Below are 20,864 nucleotides of genomic sequence, written 5' to 3'. Positions count from 1 at the left end.
AGTTTTCCCGATGACCGAACAGTTCCTCCTTCCCGACGTGGGCGAGGGCCTCACCGAGGCCGAGATCGTGGCCTGGAAGGTCAAGGTCGGCGACGAGGTCGCTGTCAACCAGGTCCTCGTCGAGATCGAGACCGCCAAGTCGCTGGTCGAGCTGCCGTCGCCGTTCAGCGGCACTGTGGTCGACGTGCTCGTCAACGAGGGCCAGACAGTCGACGTCGGTACCGCAATCATCTCCGTCCAGTCCGGAGCCGGAGTCGTCGGCTCCGAGGTGCCGGCCATCCCCGCGCATCCCGCGCAGGCGACCACCCCGCCGGCTCCGTCCACCTCCGAGCCGGGCGAGGGTTCGGGAGCAGCGCTCGTGGGCTACGGCGCCGCGGGTGGACAGGTCGCCACTCGCCGTCGCCGTCCTGGAACTGTGGCTTCGGCACCGATTCGGCCGGATGCGCCGGTCCGTCCCACCTCGGTCCCCGCTGCCGCAGCGCTCCCCATCATCGCGAAGCCCCCGATCCGTAAGCTTGCGAAGGATCTCGACGTGAACCTCCTCGAGGTGCAGGCCACCGGCCTCGCCGGCGAGGTCACCCGCGACGACGTCATCCGACACGCCTCCCAGGCCAGCGTCTTCCGAAACATCCAGACCCCCGCCTGGGGCGACGACCGCGAGGAGCGCATTCCGGTCCGCGGCGTCCGCAAGGCGATCGCGGCCGCAATGTCGACCAGCGCCTTCACCGCGCCGCACGTCAGCGTCTTCGTCGACGTCGATGCGACCCGCACGATGGAGTTCGTCAAGCGCCTGAAGAACTCGCCCGACTTCGCCGGGGTCAAGGTTTCGCCGCTGCTCATCATGGCCAAGGCCATCATTTGGGCCGTTCGCCGCAACCCGACGGTCAACTCAGCCTGGACCGACACCGACATCATCGTGCGCCACTACGTGAACCTCGGTATCGCCGCGGCCACTCCGCGCGGCCTGCTCGTGCCCAACGTCAAGGATGCCCAGTCGATGAGCCTCCTCGAACTTGCCCAGGCGCTCGAGAAACTCACCCTCGACGCCCGCGACGGCAAGACCACTGCCGCCGACATGCAGAACGGCACCATCACGATCACCAACATCGGCGTCTTCGGTATGGACACTGGCACCCCGATCCTCAACCCTGGTGAAGTGGCGATCATCGCGCTCGGCACGATCAAGCAGAAGCCGTGGGTCGTCGACGGCGAGGTCCGTCCCCGCTTCGTCACCACGGTCGGCGGATCGTTCGACCACCGCGTTGTCGACGGCGACGTCGTTAGCCGCTTCGTGGCGGACGTCGCGAGTGTGCTGGAGGAGCCGGCGCTGCTGCTGGATTGAGCGTTGGTTGTGTTGGAGTGAGCGGACTCCTCCTTCGTCGTCGTCCGCTCCGCGGTTGGCTGGGGGAGGTGGTAGCGGTTTGTAGAGCGGGGTGCGTACCGCTACCGCGAATCGCTGGAACGCGATTCGGCGGTGAGCTCGGCCCTGCGGGCGAGCGTGTCTAGGGGGGAGGCTGAGGTGACCCGGTCGGAGTTCTTCAGCGCTCCCTTTTCCGCCGCTGTCAAGGTCATGCTTCCCGACTCCCCCGCCCGGCCGGCCTGTGTTCGACTGGGCGGATGTCCTCCTCCGACGCCTGCTCCGAACTCGCCGAGCACGCCGAGGCTCTTGCCGCCTCCGCTCCTTCGCCCCGAGCGCTTATCGCCGCCCTTGCGAGGGAGGCCGCGGGCATTCGTCGTGCCCCACTTGGAGTGCTGGACCTCGCCCGAGGTGGAGCCAACCGGGTCCGCGGGCGGGGTTTTCGCCCTCGGTACGATGACGGAACCCGCGGCCAGGCCCGCCACTTTGCCGGGGTCGCGGGCGCTACGCTCCTCCTCGGCGGCCCGGTCACGCACGTCCTTCTCCGCACGATCGGTGGCGACGAGCCCGGCTCGGCCGATGACCGCCTGACGACGCGGGCGATCGAGTGGAGCCGCCTCCTACGCCGAGGCGAACTCTCTGTCGCCGAGGCGGGCGAGTGGATCCGCTGCGAGATCTGCGATGAGGACGGGCCGGTCGACTCCCTCACACCACCGCGAAAGCGGCCTCCTGCGGTGTGGCGGATCCGCACGTGAGCCGTCGATGCGGGTGTGCAGGATTTCGACCGCCGTCCTGTCGCGAAATGTCGCGAGATGTGCTCCCGCGGTCGAGATGTGGCGGCGCGGTCGAGATGTGCCTCCGTGGTGGGCCGTTTCGTCCGCCCGGGCGTATCTCGCGACATTTCGCGGAGGAGGGAGGGAGGGACGGGAGGGGAGCGGGAGGGCGATTTTGACAATCGTTATCAATAGTGGGTACGGTGGGCGAGTTACCCCGAAGCTGACTCAGATGGACTCACTGTTATGGACTCATTGTGAAGAACCGTTTTCCCGCTCTCCTCGCCCTCCTCGGGGGGATCGCGCTCATGGTGAGCGGCTGCTCCGGATCGGGAGGCGCCGCGGGTGCGGCGACTGTCGGCGGCACCGTGAAGGTCGTCGCCTCGACGAACGTCTACGGTGACCTGGCCCGCAGCGTCGGCGGCGACCTGGTCGAGGTGACGAGCATCATTGACAGCCCGGACAAGGACCCGCACGAGTACGAGGCCACGGCGCGCGATCAGCTGGCGGTCTCGGGCGGGGCGCTGATCGTCGAGAACGGCGGCGGCTACGACTCCTTCATCGACACGATGCTCAGCGCAGCGTCGTCCACGGCCCCGGTCGTCACGGCCACCGTCGTCGCCGGGCTCGAGGATGACCACGACCACGACGGCGGCGAGCACGAGCACGCTGATTTCAACGAGCACGTCTGGTATGACCTCTCGGTCGTCCGCCAGGTCGTCGCGCGAATCGGCGACGAGCTTGCCGCTGTCGACCCCGACAACGCGTCCACCTACTCCGCCAACGTCGCCACTCTCGACGGCAGGCTCGCCGCGCTGATCGCACGGGAGGGTGACCTGAAGGGCACGCTCGCGGGCCGCTCGATCGCCATCACCGAGCCCGTCCCGCTCGCTCTGACCGACGCGCTCGGCCTGATGAACGCGACTCCGGAGGCGTTCAGCGAGGCGGTCGAGGAGGGTACAGACGTCCCCGCCACGACGCTGCAGGAGACGCTCGCCCTCTTCGGCGACAGGACGGTCGCCGCACTGATCTACAACGAGCAAACCGAGGGCGCCCAGACGGATGCAGTGCTCGAGTCCGCGAAGGCGGCCGGCATCCCGACGGTCGGAGTCACCGAGACCCTCCCCGACGGCGAGGACTACATCGGCTGGATGACCGCCAACCTCGACGCGATCGAGGGAGCCCTCTCCCCGTGAGCGTTGACTCCACGATCCGGCCCGTCTCCTCGGAGGCGGGCCCTGTGGTGCTGCGCCTGCGAGGTGCCGGTCTGCGCTTCGGCGACCGCGAGCTGTGGAGCGGCGTCGACCTCGACGTGCAGGCGGGGGAGTTCGTCGCGGTGCTGGGCGCGAACGGTTCCGGCAAGACCAGCCTTCTGCGTGCCGTGCTCGGCCAGCAGCCGCTCAGTGCGGGGGAGCTGCACGTTCTCGGTGCCCCGGTGCACCGCGGCAACCGCCGCATCGGCTACATCCCGCAGCAGAAGCTCGCCGACGAGGGGACTCCGCTGCGTGCGCGCGACCTGCTCGGGCTCGGGATCGACGGCCACCGCTTCGGTCTGCCACTGGCTTCGCGCTCACGCCGCGCGGCCGTCGACGCTCTGCTCGAAGCCGTCGGCGCCACCTCCTTCGCCGACGCGCCCATCGGCAGCCTCTCCGGAGGCGAACAGCAGCGGGTCCGCGTCGGCCAGGCCCTCGCGGGGAACCCGGCGCTCCTGCTCTGCGACGAGCCGCTGATCGCGCTCGACCTCGCGCACCAGCGGGCGGTGAGCGAGCTGATCGACCGGCACCGCCACGAGCGGAATCTCGGCGTCCTCTTCGTCACGCACGATGTGAATCCGGTGCTCGGCATGGTCGACCGGGTGCTCTACCTCGCCGGCGGCCGGTTCCGGATCGGCACGCCCGACGAGGTGTTGCGCTCGGAGGTCCTCAGCGAGCTCTACGCCGCGCCGGTCGATGTGATCCGAGCGCGGGGGCGCGTGATCGTGGTCGGCGCCCCCGACCATTCGCACGTGCACGAGGAGGCGCACTCGTGACCGACGTCTGGTCGCAGATCTTCGACTTCTCGGACTACGGGGCACTGCTCGCGCTCCTGATCAACTCGGTCATCGCGGGCGCGGTGCTCGGAGTCGTCGGCGGGCTCATCGGGGTCTTCGTGATGTCGCGGGACATGGCGTTCGCGGTGCACGGGATCAGCGAGCTCTCGTTCGCGGGCGCCTCCGCGGGTCTGCTGCTCGGCGTCGGGGTGGTGCAGGGATCAATTGTGGGCTCGCTGATCGCGGCCGTCCTGATCGGTCTGCTCGGCTCGCGCGCCCGCGACCGCAACTCGATCATCGCCGTCCTGATGCCCTTCGGCCTCGGTCTCGGCATCCTCTGTCTGGCGCTGTATCCGGGGCGCAGCGCGAACAAGTTCGGATTGCTGACCGGGCAGATCGTGGCCGTCGACGATCCGCAGCTCGGCTGGCTGATCGCCATCTCGGTGGTCGTGGTGATCGGGCTCGCGCTGATCTGGCGGCCACTCACCTTCGCGAGCGTCGACGCCGACGTGGCGGCCGCGCGCGGCATCCCGACCCGGGCGCTCTCGATCGCGTTCATGCTCCTGCTCGGCCTGGCCGTCGCCGTCTCGGTGCAGATCGTCGGCTCGCTGCTGGTGCTGGCGATCCTGGTGACGCCGGCGGCCGCGGCGCTGCGCGTCTCCGCCTCCCCCGTCGTCGTCCCGCTGCTGAGCGTGCTCTTCGCGGTCGGTGCGCTGGTCGGCGGCATCCTGCTTGCGCTCGGCGGGTCCATCCCGATCAGCCCCTACGTGACGACGATCTCGTTCGCGATCTACGCGGTCTGCCGGATCATGGGGAGAAAGGGCGTCCGGCGCTCCCGGCTCGCCGTCGGCAGGGGGCGGTAGCGTGGCCCGGGTCGTGCGGAGTGGAGGTGATCCTGTGGTGAAGCGGAACACATGGCAGCGGGAGGCGGTGCGGGATGCGCTGACCCGCCGCGAGGACTTCGTGAGCGCGCAGGGCTTGCACAGCGCGCTGCACGCCTCCGGATCGCCGATCGGTCTCGCGACGGTATACCGGGCTCTGTCCGACCTCGCGGTGGAGGGCGAGGCCGATTCGCTCCAGTCGCCCGAGGGAGAGAGCCTGTACCGAGCCTGCACGCCGGGCACCCACCACCATCACCTGATCTGCCGGCACTGCGGGCTGACCGTCGAGATCGCGGCCGACGCGGTCGAGACCTGGGCACACTCGGTCGCGGCGCAGAACGGATTCTCGGATGCGCACCACGTGGTGGACGTGTTCGGGTTGTGTGCGGCCTGCACAGCGGAACTCGCGGAGGGCTAGCGCGCACGCTCGTTGCCCGCGCGCACGCTCGATGCGCGGATCCAACGTGCGGTGCGGCATCTGCCATGCACGGCGCCGGCGCTCAGGCGGGGAGGAACACGCCGATCGACCGGTCTTTCACGACGGAGCCGGCGGGCAACACGCGTCCGCTCATCGCGAGATACACGCCCGGGGGCAGGAGCTGCACGGCGGACACCGCGGTGCCCAGGTTGAATGCGGCGTCGCTCTCGAGCATCCGTGCGGGCTGCATGGCACCGGTCAGCACGACCACGCGATCGCGGACCGCCCCGAGGGCTTCGGCCGTCGCGGTCATCGTGTCAGTGCCGTGGGTCAGGACGATGCGGTCCTCCTCGGCTGAGAGCACCCGCTCGCGGATGAGCGCGCGGTCGTCGTCATCGAGGTCGAGGCTGTCTTTCGCGAGGATCGACTCGATGCGGAACTCGAGGGTGCTGAGTACGGGAGCGAGCAGGCGCGGCACCATCGGGGCGCCGATCTCGAGCTCGCCCGCGAGCGAGTACTGCTTGTCGACGGTGCCACCGGTGGTGAGGACGAGGATGTGGTCAGTCACCCGACCAGCGTAGGTGCCGCCTCCGACACCCCGAGCACGTTCGTGCGCTGTGGCGCAAGGAGGCGTTCCGAGCGCGCGCGATCGGGAACGATGGAAATCATGCGAACCTCCTCACCGTCCCTCCTCCGCACCGGCGCCAAGGTGCTGCTCGGCTCCGCTCTCGTTGTCGCGGGAGTCAGCCACCTCACGCGCAAGCGGCAGGAGTTCCAGGCGCAGGTGCCGGAGTGGGTGCCGTTAGGCAAGGACGCGGTCGTGCTCGCTTCGGGGGTGGTGGAGATCGGCCTGGGCACCTCGCTGGTTCTGGCGCGCCGCAGTGCTCCGCTGGTCGGAGCCGCGGCCGCAACCTTCTTCACCGCGATCTTCCCCGGCAACATTTCGCAGTGGCGGACCCGCACGAGCGCCTTCGGCCTCGACACCGATCGCAAGCGCGCCGTCCGCCTGGCGTTCCAGCCGGTGCTGGTGGCGTGGGCGCTCTGGTCGACGCGCCGTCCGCGGGGCTGACGCGACGGCGGCGCGACGTCAGCTGACGCTGTGCGACGCGGCCGCCGCAAGCAGTGGTGCCAGCAACTCCTCGATCCGCCGCTTCGCTGCGTCGGCATCGCCCGCGGCGATCGCGTCGACCAGCTCCGCGTGCTGGCGCGCGTGCACATCCTCAGTGCCGACCACATCCTCTTCCAGAACCGACTCGAACATCCCGGTGAGCCCGTCGTAGAGCTCGACGAAAAGGTCGTTGTGCGTCGCGACGACCACGGCACGGTGCAGGGCGGTGTCTGCCGCGATCCGCTCGGCTCGGTCATCGCCGGCCCACGAGCGGGCTCGTCGCTCCAGCAGCTCGCGGAGGGAGGCGACGTCGTCGGCGCTACGGCGCTCGGCGGCCAGCGCTGCCGTCGCTCCGTCGATCGCGAAGCGCAGCTCCAGCCCTTCGCTCCGCTGCGCGCTCGGGATACGCCGGCGCAGCGATTCGGCGAGCTGGGATCGCGCCGTGACGAAGGTTCCGCGCCCCTGTTCCCGGCGCACGAGTCCCGACTGAACAAGGGTCTGCACTGCCTCGCGGACGGAGTTGCGGCCGGCGCCCGTCCAGCGTACGAGTTCGGCTTCTACCGGGATTCGAGCGCCCACGGCCCAGCGGCCCGAGCGGATCTCCTCGTGGAACAGCGCGGTGACGTGGTCGATCACGCTCTCGCGCTGAAAGGGCACGGTGGGGCTAGACTCGCCAAGATTCATCCCATCATCCTACCTCTCGAGGCCCCCATGACTGCTGCGCCGACGCCCCGCGCTACCGCACTGCTCGCCCTTGCTGCCATCGCGATCACGGCGCTCAACCTCCGCACCGCCGTCACCGGCTTCAGTCCGCTGCTCGACACGATCGGCGCTGACCTCGGCTTCGGCCCCTCCCTCTACGGCGCGCTCGGCACGATCGTCACCGCCTCCTTCGCCGTCTTCGGTTTCGTCGCCGCGACCGCCTCTCGCCGGTTCGGACTCGAGCGCACCCTCGCCGCTGCGACGCTGGTCACCACCCTCGGCATCGCCCTGCGCGCGCTCAGCCCGAGCCCGATTGCGCTGGTGCTCTCGACCGTGGTCGCCTTCGCAGGAGTCGGGACGTCGAACGTGCTCATTGTGCCGATCGTGAAGCGCTATTTCGCCGAACGCATCAAGACGGTCAGCTCCCTCTACCTTGCACTGCTGCAGGTCGGCCAGTTCGTCGCTCCACTGGTCGCCGTGCCGCTCGCCTCGGTGGCGGGTTGGCGCTGGGCGATCGGGGCCTGGGCTGTGCTCACGGCCGTCGCCTGCCTGCTCTGGGCGGCCCTCGCGGCCCGCGGACGAGGCGCGGCGGCACCCGCGGCGGTCGGTGGGCGCGTCGTGGGGGCCTGGCGGACGTCACTGCTCTGGGCGATGGTGCTGATGCTGGGGATGACGGCGCTCAACACCTACGCGATCATCACCTGGCTGCCGACGATCCTGGTCGACGCGGGCGCGGATCCGGCGCAGGGCGGCGCACTACTCGCGCTGTTCTCGGTGTTTGGGCTGGCCGCAGCGTTCATCGTGCCGCCGTTGACGCTCGGGATGCGCAATCCGGTCGTCGTCGTGGTGGTCTGCTGCGCTCTACTCGCTCTCGGCTACGCGGGACTCGTCGTGGCTCCGCTGGCCGGCGCCGTGGTGTGGGTGGTCTGCCTCGGGCTCGGCGTCAGCACCTTCCCCATGACGCTGACGCTGGTCAACGCGCGGACCCGGACGACCACCGGCTCCTCGACCCTTTCGGGAGCGACGCAGGGTCTTGGCTATGGTCTCGCGTGCCTCGGTCCGCTGCTGATCGGCGTGCTCTACGAGGCGCAGGGCGGCTGGGGAGGTGCCTATGCGCTGCTGTTTGCGAGCGTTGCGGTGCTGCTGCTCAGCGGAGTCATCGCGTCCCGCCCGCGGTTCCTGGAGGACGAGGCGGCCCGCCGAGTGTGACGTGCACGACGAGGATGACAGTCTGCCGCCCGGTCAGGAGGCGGGAACGAGCTTCCAGCGTGCGGCGAGCAGTTCGAGTCCGTGGTTGAAAGTGGCCGACCAGGCGGCGACGTCGTGGGCGGCGTTTGGCACCTCGAAGTAGGTGGCGTCCATCCCAGCGGCGAGGGCTGCGGAGTAGAGAGTCTTCACTCCAGGTCGGAACGTGCCGTCGTTGGCGCCGACTCCGAAGAGCGCGAAGGTCTCCTTATAGGGCGTGTGCTTCTCCATCATGGTGAGGGGTTTCGCAGCCTCGTAGGCCGCTTCGTTGCCGCCGAAGCCCCCGGCAACGGTTGCGGCCGGGGAGCCGAGACTCGGTGCGATCTCGCCCGAGGCGTCCACGATGTTGCCGAAGAGAGTCGGGTAGCCGGCCCCGAGCTGGATCGCGCACGTGCCGCCCTGTGAGAGCCCGCCGATCGCCCAGTGCCGCGCGTCGCTGAGGACGGGCAGGTTCGCGCGGATCCAGTTCGGCACGTCGACCGTGAGGTACGTGGCGGAGTTGCCCAGCGGGGAGTCGATGCACATCGGGTTTTTCGATGGGTCGCCGAGCTGATCCGGTGAGACGACGATCGGCGCGAGCCCGGCGTGCTGGGCCGCGTAGGCGTTGAGGGCCTCCTCGAACTTCTCGGTTGAGAGCGGGTCGGAGGGGGAGCCCGGCTGGCCCGAGAGGATCACCATCACGGGGAGAAGCGGCGGATTCGGGGTGAGGGCCGCGGGAGGGAGGTAGACCACGGCCTCGCGGGCGGGGAATCCGGAGGCCGTTGCCGGGATCGTCACCGGCGACACGGTCCCGACGCTGGGCATCCCGGGCGGCGCGGTCCATGTCGCGAGATCGGAGTGCAGGCCGCTCGGGGCGATCGCCGGAGGCGGCGCGTCAGAGTAGGCGCTAATGCCCAACACGCTGCGCACGGTCGGATACTGCCCGAAGTCCATGTTGACGCTCATCGCGGCGGTTGCGACGACGAGCACTGTGACTCCGAGCGAGGCGAGCGCCCGGCGAAGGCGCCGATGCCCGACCGCGTGCACGAGGACGAGCACGGCGACGGCGACACCGCCGAAGCCGAGGCCGATCCAGGCGCGGGTGACCGGGGTGAAGTCGATGCCGAACGGACCGTCGGGTCCGTCGACGAAGGCCGCTAGGCCGACTCCGCCCAGCACGCCGAGGACCAGGGCCGCAACGGCGACGGCCAGGCGACGTACGCGGCCGGTGGGGCGTGCGCGGACGAAGACCGTGAGCAGGAGGACGAGGGCGATGGCGGTGAGCACGTAGACAGCGACGACGGTGGGGCCGGAGACAAGGCTCACGTCGAGGAGGAAAGTCATGTGTCGATCCGAGTCAGAGGTCGTCCCGGTCGGCAATCGTCGGGCTGGCGTCAGTTTGGCGTTGATCTCTGGAGCAAGTCTAGACGCGCTCCGAAAAGGTTCCTCCCCAGGCGTGGGTCCGCCGTGCTCTCCACAGATCACGCGCAACCCCGCGCGCTGGGGTGCGCTCCCGCCTACCGTGGGACTCTCGATGCATCCCTCACGAAGGAGCCCGCCCCATGACGCAGAACCGCCGTACCGCCGCATTCCGCGAGGCTCGCGCATGATTCGCGGCGTCGCCGTCGTGACGGGCGGCACGGCTGGGCTCGGTCGCGCGACCGTCCGTGAACTCGCCTCCCGTGGCTGGGACGTCGCTGTGCTGGCGCGGGGCGAGGACGGCCTGGCCGCGACCGTCGCCGAGATCGAGCAGGCCGGCCGGCGCGGGCTGGGCATCCCCACCGACGTCGCCGACCGTGAGGCGGTCGAGTCGGCGGCCGATCGCGTGGAGGCCGAACTCGGTCCGATCGAGCTCTGGGTCAATGACGCGATGGTCGGCGTGTTCGGGGAGTTCCTCTCGACCGAACCGGCCGACTTTGAACGCGCGGTCGCGGTCAACTTCTTCGGCTTTGTCAACGGCACCAGGGCCGCACTCTCGCGGATGACTCCACGCGACCGGGGCCACGTGATCCAGGTGGGTTCCGCGCTCGCTCACCGGGGCATTCCCCTCCAGGCGGCGTACTGCGCCTCCAAGTTCGGTGCGCGCGGCTTCACCGAGGCGGTGACCGCTGAGCTGATCCACGGGAGAAGCAAGGTGCGACTCTCCCAGGTCGACATGCCCGCGCTCAACACGATCCAGTTCAATTGGGTGAAATCGCAGCTGCCGCACCACCCGCAGCCCGTCCCTCCGATCTACGAGCCCGAGGTGGGGGCCATCGCGATCGCCGACGTCGCCGATAAGCCGCGCCGACGCACCTGGGTCGGCGAGCCGACCGCGGGTACCATCCTGGGCGACCGTTTCGCCGGAACCTTCATGGACTGGTACCTCGCCCGCAGCGCCTTCGATGGTCAGCAGGCTCCCGACACGAAAGAGCCGATGCTGCCGAACAACGTGTACGAGCCGGTGCCCGGCGACCACGGAGCCCGCGGGCTCTTCAGCGACCGTGCGCACACGATGACTCCCCAGATTTGGATGATCCGCCACCGCGCCCTCAGCTCTGCGGGGGCCGCCGCCGCCCTTGCGGCCGGTGCCGTTGGCGTGGTCTCCGCCCTCCGGAGGAGGTGAGTATGGTCGACGCGGTCGTCATCGGCGCGGGTCCCAATGGGCTCGCGGCCGCCGTCACGCTCGCGCGGGCAGGGCTTTCGGTCGTGGTCCTCGAGCGCAACGAGACGATTGGCGGCGGTGCGCGTACGGCCGAGTTGACGCTGCCCGGCTTCCACCATGACGTGTGCTCGGCCGTGCATCCGATGGCGCTGGCCTCCGGGTTCTTCCGAGCGTTCGCGCTCGATCGGCGCATTGAATTGGTCGTCCCCGAGATCTCGTACGCACATCCGCTCGACGACGGCCGAGCAGGGATCGCCTATCGCGACCTCGACCGGACCGTCGAACGGCTTGGCCGCGACGGTCCCGCGTGGCACGCGTTGATGGGGCCGCTGGCCGAGCGGGCCGACCGCGTTGCCGGCTTCACGAACGATGCGCTGCTGCGGGTCCCGACCGATCCCGGCGTGCTGGTGCGGTTTGGCCTGCGCGTGCTCGAACAGGGCAGCCCAGCGTGGAACCTCCGCTTCGCCGGTGATGTGGCTCCCGCGATGTTCTCCGGACTGGCGGCGCATTCGATCCGGCCGATGCCCAGCCCGTCGACCGCCGCGGCGGCGCTCGCGCTCGGTGCCTATGCGCATGCGCGCGGTTGGCCTGTGCCAATCGGCGGCAGCCAGGCCATCGTCGACGCGCTCGCCGACGATCTGCGCGCGCATGGCGGCCGCATCGAGACGGGCGTCGAGGTCACCTCGCTCGCAGAGCTGCCTCCCGCCCGCGCAGTGCTCGTTGACAGCACGCCCACCGCGCTCCTCGCTCTGGCAGGCGAGCGTCTCCCCGCCGCCTATGCGGCCGCGCTTCAGCGGTTCCGCTACGGCAATGCAGTGGCGAAAGTCGATTTCGCACTCGACGGCCCGGTGCCGTGGACGAACCCTGAGCTGGCCTATGCCGGGACCCTGCACATCGGAGGAACGCGGGCCGAGATCGCCGCGGCCGAACGCGACGTTGTCCGGGGCCGGCACAGCCGCAGCCCGTACGTCCTCGCGGCGCAGCCGTCGGTCGCCGACCCAGGACGCGCGCCGGAGGGCAAGCACGTTCTCTGGACCTATACGCACGTTCCCCGGTATTCGCCGGCCGACCAGCGTGAGGCGATCACCCACCAGATCGAGCGCTTCGCGCCCGGCTTCCGCGACCGCATTCTCGCTGCCTCGTCGATGACGGCGCGTGACATGCAGGCCTACAACCCCAACTATCTCGGCGGCGATATCGCAGCCGGCGCGGCCAGCGTTGTGCAACTCCTCGCGCGACCAGTACCCACTACTGACCCGTGGCGCACCCCCGCGAAGGGTCTCTACCTCTGCTCGTCATCCACACCGCCAGGCCCCGGCGTGCACGGGATGGCCGGCTGGCACGCCGCCCGCAGCGCCCTCCGGCACGAGTTCGGGGTGCGCGAGGCGTCCGATCTGTCGCCGGATGCGCCCGCGGGGTGAGTGGCGCCGTCGCTCCCGCCTTCTGGCAGTGTGGAGGCGGTCGCCGCTCGCCGCCGCCCACTACGACCCGCTTCGACCCGAAGGAGCCTGCAATGTCCCGCAACACTCGCGTCTTCCACTGCCCGCCAGAGTCCGTCTTCGCGGTGCTCGCCTCCGGATGGCTGTTCCCGAGCTGGGTTGTCGGCGCCTCGCGGATGCGCACGGTCGACGCCGACTTCCCGCACGTAGGCGCGCAATTGCATCATTCGTTCGGGCTCTGGCCACTGGTGATTGATGACCGCACCACGGTGCTCGAGTGGGATCCGCCGCGACGCATGATCATCCAGGCAGCCGGCTGGCCGATGGGCGAGGCGCGGGTGCGCCTCGAGGTCAAGCCGCACCCGCGCGGCGCGAAGGTGCGGATCCACGAGGCCGCGGTGAAGGGACCGGGCACCCTCATCCCCAAGCCGCTGCTGCACGCCGGTCTCTGGTTGCGTAACATCGAGACCCTGCGACGCCTCGCGCACATGGCTCAGGCGGGGGCCGCCGGACGCACACTGGCGCCGACCTCCCTTCCCTCCGCGAAGGACCGCGCGGGGCTCGACACGGGGAAGCACGTCTGGCCACGCCTGCTCGGTACCGCCGTCTCGGTCGCCGTCGTCTCGTTCGCTCTGCGTGCCCTGCTGGCGGCGAGCCATCGCGCGAAAAGCTGACGGGGTGGGTCGAGGGTCTGCTCAGACGATCGGGTCGATCAGTCGCACGTGCTGCACCGCGACGCGTTTCGGCTCGCCCGAGAACGCGGCGTCGCGTTCGGGTGACGCGAGGTAGACCTGCTCGACCGCGGCGAACGACTCCGCATCGCCCGGAGTGCTGACGGCCCAGACGAACTCATTCACCTCGCGGTCGGCGTAGGCGAACTCAATCCGGAAGCCGTGCGCCTCGCGGGCCGGCACGATTTTCGCCGAGAACCACGTGAGGAAGTCGTCCATCACCCCGCCCTCCAACTCGTAGCGTCGGAGCTGAACGGTCCTGGTCTCCCCTACACCTGCCATCCCTCAACGCTACCCGCCGCCCCGCCCGCCCCGTTTCTCCCACTCGCGGAGGACGGCGGGGTCAGGCCAGGGCGAGGCCGTCGAGGAGGTCGTGCGCGGTCGAGCCGACCTCGGTGACAGTAGGGGATGCCTCCTGCACCGCGCGGAGGACCTCGCTCCAGATCAGCGCGCCGGCCGCCAGCACGTCCTCGCGTCCGGCGCGGACCCACGGCAGCGCGGCGGTTTCGGCTGGCGTGAGGGCGGAGAGTTCGTCGCAGGCGGCAACGACATCGGCGAGCGGGAGGGTCGCCTCGAGCGCCGCGCGGTCGGTGCTGCGCAGGACGTGCGCGGTGATCGTCAGCACCGTGGCGGCGACGCCGACGACGCTCCGTGCGCGGGTCAGGTCGACGGGCGAGGCGGCCAACGCCGTGCGCACGTCGGCCCGGATTGCGGCGCGCTCCTCATCGGTGGGGGCGGCGGCTCGGCGGTAGCGCTCGGTGAGGCGGACGCTGCCGACGTCCATGGAATGTGCCTGCTCCGGTTCCGAGCCGCCGAGGACCAGCTCTGTCGAACCTCCGCCGAGGTCGACGACCAGGACGGGGCGCTCAGGATCGACGGCCGAGACCGCGCCGCGGAACGAGAGGCGCGCCTCCTGGTCACCCGTGATCGTCTCGGGTACAACCCCGAGGATCCGCTCGACGGCAGCGAGAAAGTCCTCGCGGTCTGCCGCGTCGCGGGTGGCTGAGGTCGCGACGAAGCGGAGGCGCTCGACGCCGGCCTCGCGTGCGGCGGCCGCGTAGTCGCGAGTGACGGCGAGGGTCCGTTCGAGCGCGACCTGGTCGAAGCGGCCAGTACGGTCGACGCCGCGGCCCAGGCGCACGAGCTCGGTGCGCCGCAGCACGTCGACCAGCGTCCCCTCCTTCACATCGGCGATCAGCAGACGGAGGGAATTGGTGCCGCAGTCGATCGCCGCGACGCGCGTGGACAAGACCATTCCGCCATTCTGCCCGCGCGGCACCGGTTCGCGAGATGCCCTGATCCGGACGAGATCCCTCGCCGCGGCGGGGGATCTCGTCCGGGCGGCAAGATCTCGCGACATTTCGCGGCGGAGGGCGGGGATAGCCTGGGGGAGAGCCGAAGGAGCCATCTGTGCACGAACACCACGTCCGCGTCCACCGCAGCGAGGAGGAGCTTCCGCGCCACGGACAGCTCGCCCATGCGCTCGCCGAGGTCGCCGCCGATCCGGTCGAGATCGACGACGAGGTCACCGAAATGGTCGTCAACCGGGTGATCGACAACGCCGCGGTGGCCACCGCCTCCCTGCTTCGCCGCCCCGTCGTCGCCGCGCGCTCGCAAGCACTCGCTCACCCCGCTTCCATCGGTGGGCAGGGCTCGGCCGTGCTCGGCGTCGATCCTGCACGTCGCGTCTCGCCAGAGTGGGCCGCGTGGGCCAATGGGGTAGCAGTGCGTGAGCTCGACTACCACGACACGTTCCTGGCGGCGGAGTATTCGCATCCGGGAGACAACATCCCACCCCTGATCGCTGTCGCCCAGCATGTCGGTGTCTCAGGCGCGAAGCTCGTGCGCGGAATCGTCACCGGCTATGAGGTGCAGGTCGATCTCGTCCGCGCGATCAGCCTGCACCGGCACAAGATCGACCATGTCGCGCACCTCGGCCCCTCCGTCGCCGCCGGGATCGGGACGCTGCTCGGTCTCGACGTGGCGACGACGGAGCAGGCGATCGCGCAGGCGCTACACACGACGACCGCCACGCGCCAGTCACGCAAGGGCGAGATCTCGACCTGGAAGGCCTACGCCCCCGCCTTCGCTGGCAAGATGGCGATCGAGGCGGTCGACCGGGCGATGCGCGGCGAGACCAGCCCGTCGCCGATCTACGAGGGCGAGGACGGCGTGATCGCCTGGCTGCTCGACGGGATCGACGCGAACTACGACGTTCCGCTGCCCGATCGCGGCGAGGCCAAGCGGGCCATCCTCGATACCTACACGAAGGAGCACTCGGCCGAGTACCAGGCGCAGGCGCTGATCGACCTCGCCCGCCGCCTGCACCACGCGCATCCCGAAGCCACCGACCCGGAGCGCGTCGAGCGGATCGTCCTGCACACCTCGCACCACACGCATACGGTGATCGGCTCGGGCGCGAACGACCCGCAAAAGTACGACCCGACCGCCTCCCGCGAGACGCTCGACCACTCCGTGCCCTACATCTTCACGGTCGCGTTGCAGGACGGTGCCTGGCATCATGTCCGCAGCTACGCCCCCGAGCGGGCCGCCCGCGCTGACACCATCGCGCTGTGGCACCGGGTGAGCACGCTCGAGGACGCGGAGTGGACGCGCCGTTACCACTCGACGGACCCGGCCGAGAAGGCGTTCGGCGCTCGCGTCGAGATCGTGCTGACCGACGGCACGACGATCGTCGACGAGATCGCGGTGGCGGATGCGCATCCGCTCGGCGCGCACCCGTTCACGCGCGAACAGTACGTCGCGAAGTTCCGCACCCTCGCGGCCGACGTGCTCGAGGAGCCCGAGATCGAGCGCTTCCTCGACCTCGCGCAACGCCTGCCTGAGTTGACCCCCGCCGAGGTCGGCCGTCTCACCGTGACCGCCGCCCCCGGGATCCTCGCCTCGGTCGAGCCCCCGCGCGGCCTCTTCTAGTCCGCCCTGCCCCCGCTCCCATCGCGGGGACAGGGGTGGGCTAGAAGGCGCGTGAGGGTTGTTGCGGGAGCGTGACCGTCGCGAGGAGGCCGCCCTCCTCGCGAGCCGCCAGCGCGAGGCTGCCGCGATGCGCGGCGACGATGCGGGCCACGATCGTCAGGCCGAGGCCCGCTCCCAGGTGCCCGTCGTCGGTCCGGCGCGCCCGGTTCCCGCCCCGCTCGAACGGCTCGAGAAGGTTCGGAAGCATCGTCGTCTCCAGCACCGCGCCGCTGTTCTCGATCGTGATGACCGCGCCGTCCGGAGTCGGCCTCGTCGTCAGCACGACGAAGCCGGACGGGACGTTGTGCACGATCGCGTTGTGGAGCAGGTTCGTGAGCAGCTGGAGGAGCAGCGACGGTGATCCGACCGCGAAACACGATTCGGCGCGGAGCTGGAGGGCGATGCCGCTGCGCTCGGCGAGTGTCAGAACGGTGTCGCGGGCCTCCTCCGCGAGGAGCGACAGGTCGACGCGCTCCTCTTCGAGGGCGGGCCGATCGGCGCGGCTCAGCAGCAGGAGCGCCTCGACGAGGTCGATCGCGCGAGCCGTCACGACGGAGAGATTCGCGAGTACCTCATCGACGTCCGGGTCGCTGTCCTGCCGGGCGACGTCGAGGATCGTCTTCGAGATCGTCAACGGCGTCCGCAGCTCGTGCGAGGCATTCGCAGCGAACCGCTCCTGCTCGCCGACGTGCGTCTCGATCTTTTCGAGCATGGCATTGAACGCGTCCGAGAGTTCCTGGAACTCGTCCCGCGAATCCGGGCTCGCGACCCGATGGGAGTAGCCGTCGGAGGCGACCAGCCGCGTCACCCGGGTGAGTTCGTCCAGCGGAGCGAGTATCCGCTTGGCCAGAAGCCACCCGCCGACCGTCCCGACGAGCAGGAGGACCACGATGACGCCCACGGCGACCGGCACGAAGGCGCTCAGCAGTTCGGTGCGGTTGGGGACGAAGATCTGCTCGTCCGTCTTCTGCGAGTACGCGACGAAGTACTCGTCCGTGATGTAGCGCAGGAGAAAGAGCGACATGGCGCCCAGGAGCCCGGTGACCGCCAGCCCGACCAGCAGCACATAGCTCAGCGTCAGACGGGTGCGGATGCTGACTACCCAGCGCGTGAGTCGAGGGGAGTCGGCGGTCATCCGGTCAGGCCTGGTCGGCAGCGGAGGGTGCGCGAGGGGCGATGCGGTAGCCCGAGCCGGGCACCGTCGCGATCAGTGTGGGGTCCGGGAGCCGCTTGCGCAGACCGGAGATAGTAATCCTGATCGCGTTGGTGAACGGATCGGCGTTCTCGTCCCAGGCGCGCTCGAGCAGTTCCTCCGCGCTGACCACTCCGCCGTCGGCTTCGGCGAGGACGTGCAGGACGGCGAATTGCTTGCGGGTGAGAGCGACGAAGCGCCCGTCGAGGAAGACCTCGCGACGGAACGGGTCGATCCGCAGGCCGTCTCGGTCGTACACCGGGGGGCGGGCCTGCGTGCGGCGTCGGGCGAGGGCGCGCACTCGGAGGACGAGCTCGCGGAGGTCGAAGGGCTTCGTCAGGTAGTCGTCGGCGCCGATCTCGAAGCCGCTCTCTTTGTCGAGGAGGCGGTCGGCCGCGGTCAGCATGATGATCGGGGTCCCCGAGCCGGAGGCGACGATGGCACGGGCGACGTCGTCCCCGGTGGGGCCGGGGACGTCGCGGTCGAGGATCGCGACGTCGTACGCGGTGACGTCGAGCAGAGCGAGCGCCTGGTGGCCGTCTGCGGCGATGTCGGAGGCGATCGCCTCGAGCCGGAGCCCGTCGCCGATGGATCGGGAGAGGTACGGTTCGTCTTCGACGATCAGTACCCGCATGCGTAAACCGTATGCCGCCGCCACGTCGCCCGGGCGGCTGGGGCGCACCCTGCGCCTGGGCTGTCGCCTCCTGGGTGCGCCGAGCGGGTCAGCGCCGAGGTTCGCCCCCTGTCAGCACCACACACAGGTCGTCACTCGATCGGAAAGTCGAAGTAGCGATCGGGGAACGGCTCCCGCTCGAGCGTGTAGTGCCACCACTCCTGCGGATACGGACGGAAACCGCTGTCGATCATGATGTCGCAGAGGATCCGCCTGTTCGCGGCCGCGGAGGGAGCGACTCCTTCCGCCCCGTGATGCGAGGTGACGTCCATCAGGTCGTGCCGACCACCCATGTCGAGCAGGCGTCCGCTCGCCGAGTCGACGAGCGTCAGGTCGAGAGAGCCGCCGCGGGTGTGCCCGGAGGAGCAGGCGATGTAGCCGTGCTCGAACATCGCCGCCCGGCTGATCCTCGGATGGAAGATGCTCTTCACGCGCGGGCACTCTGGTTCCCGCGCCCAGCGGACGAAGTGGTCGACGGCACGCTGCGGGCGGTAGGCGTCCCAGACGAGGAGCCCCAGCCCGCGCTCGGAGGCCTGGGCCTGAGCGACCCGCAGCGCGGCTGCCACGGCTGCGGCCGTCACGATCCGGTCGGCCGCATACCCATCGACGGGGCCGCCGATGAAGTTGTCCGAGGTCGCATACTTCGCGTCCCAGTGGATACCCTCGACGGCCTCGTCGAGATAGACGAATCCCGGGCTCATCGGCTCACCGCCAGCTGGACACTGCGGTCGATCAGGTCGGCGACGCTGAGACCGGCGGCGGCCATCATCCGCGGGTACCGGCTGTAGGAGGTGAACCCGGGCAGGGTGTTGACCTCGTTGAGCACGATCCGGCCATCGTCGAGCAGGAACATGTCGACGCGGGCCAGTCCCCGGCAGCCGAGCGCCCGATAGAGGGCCTTCGCCCGCTCCTGGATTGACGCCCGCTGCGCCTCGGGGAGGTCGGCCGGGACGGTGATGGAGGAGTTGGTTGAGCCCTTCTCCGGCTCCGCCTCCTGGTGGATGCGGAAGAGCCCGTGCTCCAGGCGGATCCGGTCGACCTCGCCGACGACGAGGTCCGCTCCGTCGCCGAGGACCGCGCAGCCGACCTCCGAGCCGCGTACCTGTTCTTCGATCAGCACCTTCTGGTCGTAGCGCCTGGCGAGGGCGACCGCGTCGTCGAGCGCGTCAGGGGACTCGACCTTCGTGACTCCGAACGAGGAGCCTGAGCGCGCCGGCTTCACGAAGACGGGGTAGGCCAGAAGGCTTGCGTCGATTGTGTCGCCCGGATGCACGACGGTGAACGCCGGGACGGGGATACCGGCCTGCGCGGCGACGGTATAGGCGAGCGACTTGTCCATGCACACGACCGAGCCCTGGATGTCGCAGCCGACGTAGGGGAGGCCGGAGAGTTCGAGGAGACCCTGGATGGAGCCGTCCTCGCCTCCCGTGCCGTGCAGGACGGGCAGGACGACGTCGACCGGGACTCGCCGGAATGTGTCGGCCTCCTCGACCAGCAGGCCGTGCGTCGAGCGATCCGGCGAGATCACGGCGGCTCGGCCGGGCTGTGACTCCCAGTCGGGTCTCGGGCGCTCGCAGAGCCGCCAGTCGCCGAAGCGGGTGATCCCGATCCACAGCGCGTCATACGCCTCGGGATCGAGGGCCGCAGCGATCTCGAGCGCGGACTTGACGGAGACGTCGTGCTCCTCCGAGCGGCCACCGAACAGGATGGCGATGGTGGTTTTAGACATGGGTGGTCGTCCTCTCGAGGTCCACGCAGCGCGAGAGCGTCGTCTCGATGATCTGGTGGAGGGTGCGGGTGGTGAAGTAGGCGAGGTGCGGCGTGATGATGACGTTCGGCATCGCGACCAGTCGCTCCAGGGAGGGATGCGGGATCGGCCCCGCGGACAGGTCGATGGAGAAGCAGCCCTCCTCGCCCTCGAGAACATCCAGGGCGGCGCCGCCGAGCCGACCGTCCTCGAGGGCATCGATCAGCGCGTCGGTGTCGACCAGCGCGCCGCGCCCGGTGTTAACCAGGAGCGCGCCGGGGCGCATGCGGGCGATCCCCTCGGCCGAGATGCAGTGGCGGGTGCCGTCGGTCAGGGGGAGATGCAGGGTAATGACATCGCTCTCGGCCAGTGCCTGCTCGAGCGGGACCCGCTCGACGCTTTCGAGATCGGCACCGGAGCCGCTGACCATCAGGATCCGGCAGCCGAAGGCGCGCAGGCGCTCCGCGACCGCTCGGCCGATGCGTCCGCCGCCGAGCACGCCGACGGTGACGCTGCGGAGTTCGCGTCCCCGCACCGCCGGTGCGCGGAAGTCGTGCCGGGCGACCGCGGCAAGAGTGGGCGCGGTGTTTCGCAGGGCCAGGAGGATCAGCATCACGGTGTGATCGGCGACGCCGTCGGGTTCGTAGTCGATGTTCGCGACCGAGATGCCCAGCTCGGCGGCGGCGTCGAGATCGACGTGATCGAGGCCGATGCTCCTCGTCAGGAGGGTGCGCACCCCGTTCGCGGCGAGGGCGCGCAGCGTCTCTCCGGTGACCGGCGTCAGGTGGTTGACGCTGACGCAGGGAACTCCACGAGCCAGCCCAGCACTCTCAGGGCTGAGGGCAACGTGCTCCACCCGGCAACACACAGACCGTCGGCCTGCCGCCTCCGTGATCGCGCGCGCCTCCTCGGGATCGCAGCCGAAGAAGGCAACGAGGGGCGCGGCATGAATCGTGTCGAACATCCCCCCAGT

At 69.9% G+C, this 20,864-nt stretch carries 22 protein-coding genes; 12 read left to right on the top strand and 10 right to left on the bottom strand.

The features are described 5' to 3' along the window. Positions 1-10: 10 nt before the first annotated feature. The 6 genes from B0H03_RS13335 to B0H03_RS13310 all read left to right on the top strand — a co-directional run bounded on the left by B0H03_RS13335 (position 11) and on the right by B0H03_RS13310 (position 5,458). Positions 11-1,342 (top strand): dihydrolipoamide acetyltransferase family protein, encoded by a 1,332-nt coding sequence (locus tag B0H03_RS13335; RefSeq protein ID WP_104265520.1) that lies wholly within the window; start codon positions 11-13, stop codon positions 1,340-1,342. A 275-nt stretch (positions 1,343-1,617) separates the two neighbouring features. Beyond that, positions 1,618-2,112: a hypothetical protein gene (locus tag B0H03_RS13330; protein ID WP_104265519.1), complete on the top strand. Its 495-nt coding sequence runs from the start codon at positions 1,618-1,620 to the stop codon at positions 2,110-2,112. A gap of 275 nt (positions 2,113-2,387) precedes the next feature. After that, positions 2,388-3,326, top strand: coding sequence for a metal ABC transporter solute-binding protein, Zn/Mn family (locus B0H03_RS13325; protein ID WP_241560447.1), 939 nt, complete (start codon positions 2,388-2,390; stop codon positions 3,324-3,326). Further along, positions 3,323-4,159, top strand: coding sequence for a metal ABC transporter ATP-binding protein (locus B0H03_RS13320; protein WP_241560446.1), 837 nt, complete (start codon positions 3,323-3,325; stop codon positions 4,157-4,159). Before B0H03_RS13325 ends, B0H03_RS13320 begins: the two co-directional genes overlap by 4 nt. Further along, entirely contained in the window at positions 4,156-5,022 is an 867-nt protein-coding gene (locus B0H03_RS13315) for a metal ABC transporter permease (RefSeq protein WP_104265513.1), read from the top strand. Before B0H03_RS13320 ends, B0H03_RS13315 begins: the two co-directional genes overlap by 4 nt. A gap of 34 nt (positions 5,023-5,056) precedes the next feature. Next, positions 5,057-5,458 carry a Fur family transcriptional regulator gene (locus B0H03_RS13310; RefSeq protein WP_104265512.1) on the top strand — a complete coding sequence of 134 codons (402 nt, stop codon included), beginning with the start codon at positions 5,057-5,059 and terminating at the stop codon, positions 5,456-5,458. 82 nt (positions 5,459-5,540) lie between these two features. Here B0H03_RS13310 and B0H03_RS13305 read toward each other — a convergent pair whose 3' ends face one another. Continuing rightward, on the bottom strand, positions 5,541-6,026 hold the full coding sequence (locus B0H03_RS13305) for an asparaginase domain-containing protein (protein WP_104265511.1): 486 nt from the start codon (positions 6,024-6,026) through the stop codon (positions 5,541-5,543). 99 nt (positions 6,027-6,125) lie between these two features. Here B0H03_RS13305 and B0H03_RS13300 point away from each other — a divergent pair, with 99 nt between their 5' ends. Continuing rightward, the gene (locus B0H03_RS13300; RefSeq protein WP_104265510.1) at positions 6,126-6,527 is read left to right on the top strand and encodes a DoxX family protein; all 402 of its coding nucleotides are present in this window, start codon (positions 6,126-6,128) and stop codon (positions 6,525-6,527) included. An 18-nt stretch (positions 6,528-6,545) separates the two neighbouring features. Here B0H03_RS13300 and B0H03_RS13295 read toward each other — a convergent pair whose 3' ends face one another. Beyond that, positions 6,546-7,250 (bottom strand): FadR/GntR family transcriptional regulator, encoded by a 705-nt coding sequence (locus B0H03_RS13295; protein WP_104265509.1) that lies wholly within the window; start codon positions 7,248-7,250, stop codon positions 6,546-6,548. 27 nt (positions 7,251-7,277) lie between these two features. Here B0H03_RS13295 and B0H03_RS13290 point away from each other — a divergent pair, with 27 nt between their 5' ends. Next, positions 7,278-8,477, top strand: coding sequence for an MFS transporter (locus tag B0H03_RS13290; protein ID WP_104265508.1), 1,200 nt, complete (start codon positions 7,278-7,280; stop codon positions 8,475-8,477). Positions 8,478-8,510: 33 nt separating this feature from the next. Here B0H03_RS13290 and B0H03_RS13285 read toward each other — a convergent pair whose 3' ends face one another. Next, positions 8,511-9,836 carry an alpha/beta hydrolase gene (locus tag B0H03_RS13285; protein WP_104265507.1) on the bottom strand — a complete coding sequence of 442 codons (1,326 nt, stop codon included), beginning with the start codon at positions 9,834-9,836 and terminating at the stop codon, positions 8,511-8,513. Between the two features lie 262 nt (positions 9,837-10,098). Between B0H03_RS13285 and B0H03_RS13280 the strand changes: the two genes are divergently transcribed. The 3 genes from B0H03_RS13280 (at position 10,099) to B0H03_RS13270 (ending at position 13,249) form a co-directional block, all read left to right on the top strand. Continuing rightward, positions 10,099-11,097 carry an SDR family oxidoreductase gene (locus B0H03_RS13280; RefSeq protein ID WP_104265506.1) on the top strand — a complete coding sequence of 333 codons (999 nt, stop codon included), beginning with the start codon at positions 10,099-10,101 and terminating at the stop codon, positions 11,095-11,097. Positions 11,098-11,099: 2 nt separating this feature from the next. Beyond that, positions 11,100-12,557, top strand: coding sequence for a phytoene desaturase family protein (locus tag B0H03_RS13275; RefSeq protein ID WP_104354360.1), 1,458 nt, complete (start codon positions 11,100-11,102; stop codon positions 12,555-12,557). 92 nt (positions 12,558-12,649) lie between these two features. Continuing rightward, positions 12,650-13,249, top strand: a complete 600-nt coding sequence (locus B0H03_RS13270) for an SRPBCC family protein (RefSeq protein WP_104265504.1) — start codon at positions 12,650-12,652, stop codon at positions 13,247-13,249. Positions 13,250-13,270: 21 nt separating this feature from the next. Here the strand turns inward: B0H03_RS13270 and B0H03_RS13265 are convergent, their stop codons facing one another. Together B0H03_RS13265 and B0H03_RS13260 are read right to left on the bottom strand one after the other, a co-directional pair. Then, entirely contained in the window at positions 13,271-13,588 is a 318-nt protein-coding gene (locus B0H03_RS13265; RefSeq protein ID WP_104265503.1) for an NIPSNAP family protein, read from the bottom strand. A 61-nt stretch (positions 13,589-13,649) separates the two neighbouring features. Next, positions 13,650-14,561 (bottom strand): Ppx/GppA phosphatase family protein, encoded by a 912-nt coding sequence (locus B0H03_RS13260; protein WP_104265502.1) that lies wholly within the window; start codon positions 14,559-14,561, stop codon positions 13,650-13,652. Between the two features lie 155 nt (positions 14,562-14,716). On the opposite strand from B0H03_RS13260, the gene B0H03_RS13255 reads away from it, so the two are divergent. Further along, positions 14,717-16,240, top strand: a complete 1,524-nt coding sequence (locus B0H03_RS13255; protein WP_104265501.1) for an MmgE/PrpD family protein — start codon at positions 14,717-14,719, stop codon at positions 16,238-16,240. Positions 16,241-16,280: 40 nt separating this feature from the next. Here B0H03_RS13255 and B0H03_RS13250 read toward each other — a convergent pair whose 3' ends face one another. The 5 genes from B0H03_RS13250 to B0H03_RS13230 form a co-directional block, all read right to left on the bottom strand. Beyond that, a complete protein-coding gene (locus B0H03_RS13250) occupies positions 16,281-17,414 on the bottom strand; it encodes a sensor histidine kinase (protein ID WP_104265500.1) in 1,134 nt (377 codons plus the stop codon). A 4-nt stretch (positions 17,415-17,418) separates the two neighbouring features. Further along, on the bottom strand, positions 17,419-18,105 hold the full coding sequence (locus B0H03_RS13245) for a response regulator transcription factor (RefSeq protein WP_104265499.1): 687 nt from the start codon (positions 18,103-18,105) through the stop codon (positions 17,419-17,421). A gap of 131 nt (positions 18,106-18,236) precedes the next feature. Further along, positions 18,237-18,845, bottom strand: coding sequence for a M15 family metallopeptidase (locus B0H03_RS13240; RefSeq protein ID WP_104265498.1), 609 nt, complete (start codon positions 18,843-18,845; stop codon positions 18,237-18,239). Continuing rightward, positions 18,842-19,873, bottom strand: a complete 1,032-nt coding sequence (gene vanA, locus B0H03_RS13235; protein ID WP_104265497.1) for a D-alanine--(R)-lactate ligase — start codon at positions 19,871-19,873, stop codon at positions 18,842-18,844. The genes B0H03_RS13240 and vanA overlap by 4 nt, the downstream gene beginning before the upstream one ends. Then, positions 19,866-20,855, bottom strand: a complete 990-nt coding sequence (locus B0H03_RS13230) for an NAD(P)-dependent oxidoreductase (RefSeq protein WP_127843993.1) — start codon at positions 20,853-20,855, stop codon at positions 19,866-19,868. Before B0H03_RS13230 ends, vanA begins: the two co-directional genes overlap by 8 nt. Positions 20,856-20,864: the final 9 nt, after the last annotated feature.

Source organism: Rathayibacter iranicus NCPPB 2253 = VKM Ac-1602, from assembly GCF_003149025.1.
Taxonomy (GTDB): Bacteria; Actinomycetota; Actinomycetes; order Actinomycetales; family Microbacteriaceae; genus Rathayibacter; species Rathayibacter iranicus.
This window is presented reverse-complemented; position numbering and strand designations above follow the sequence as displayed.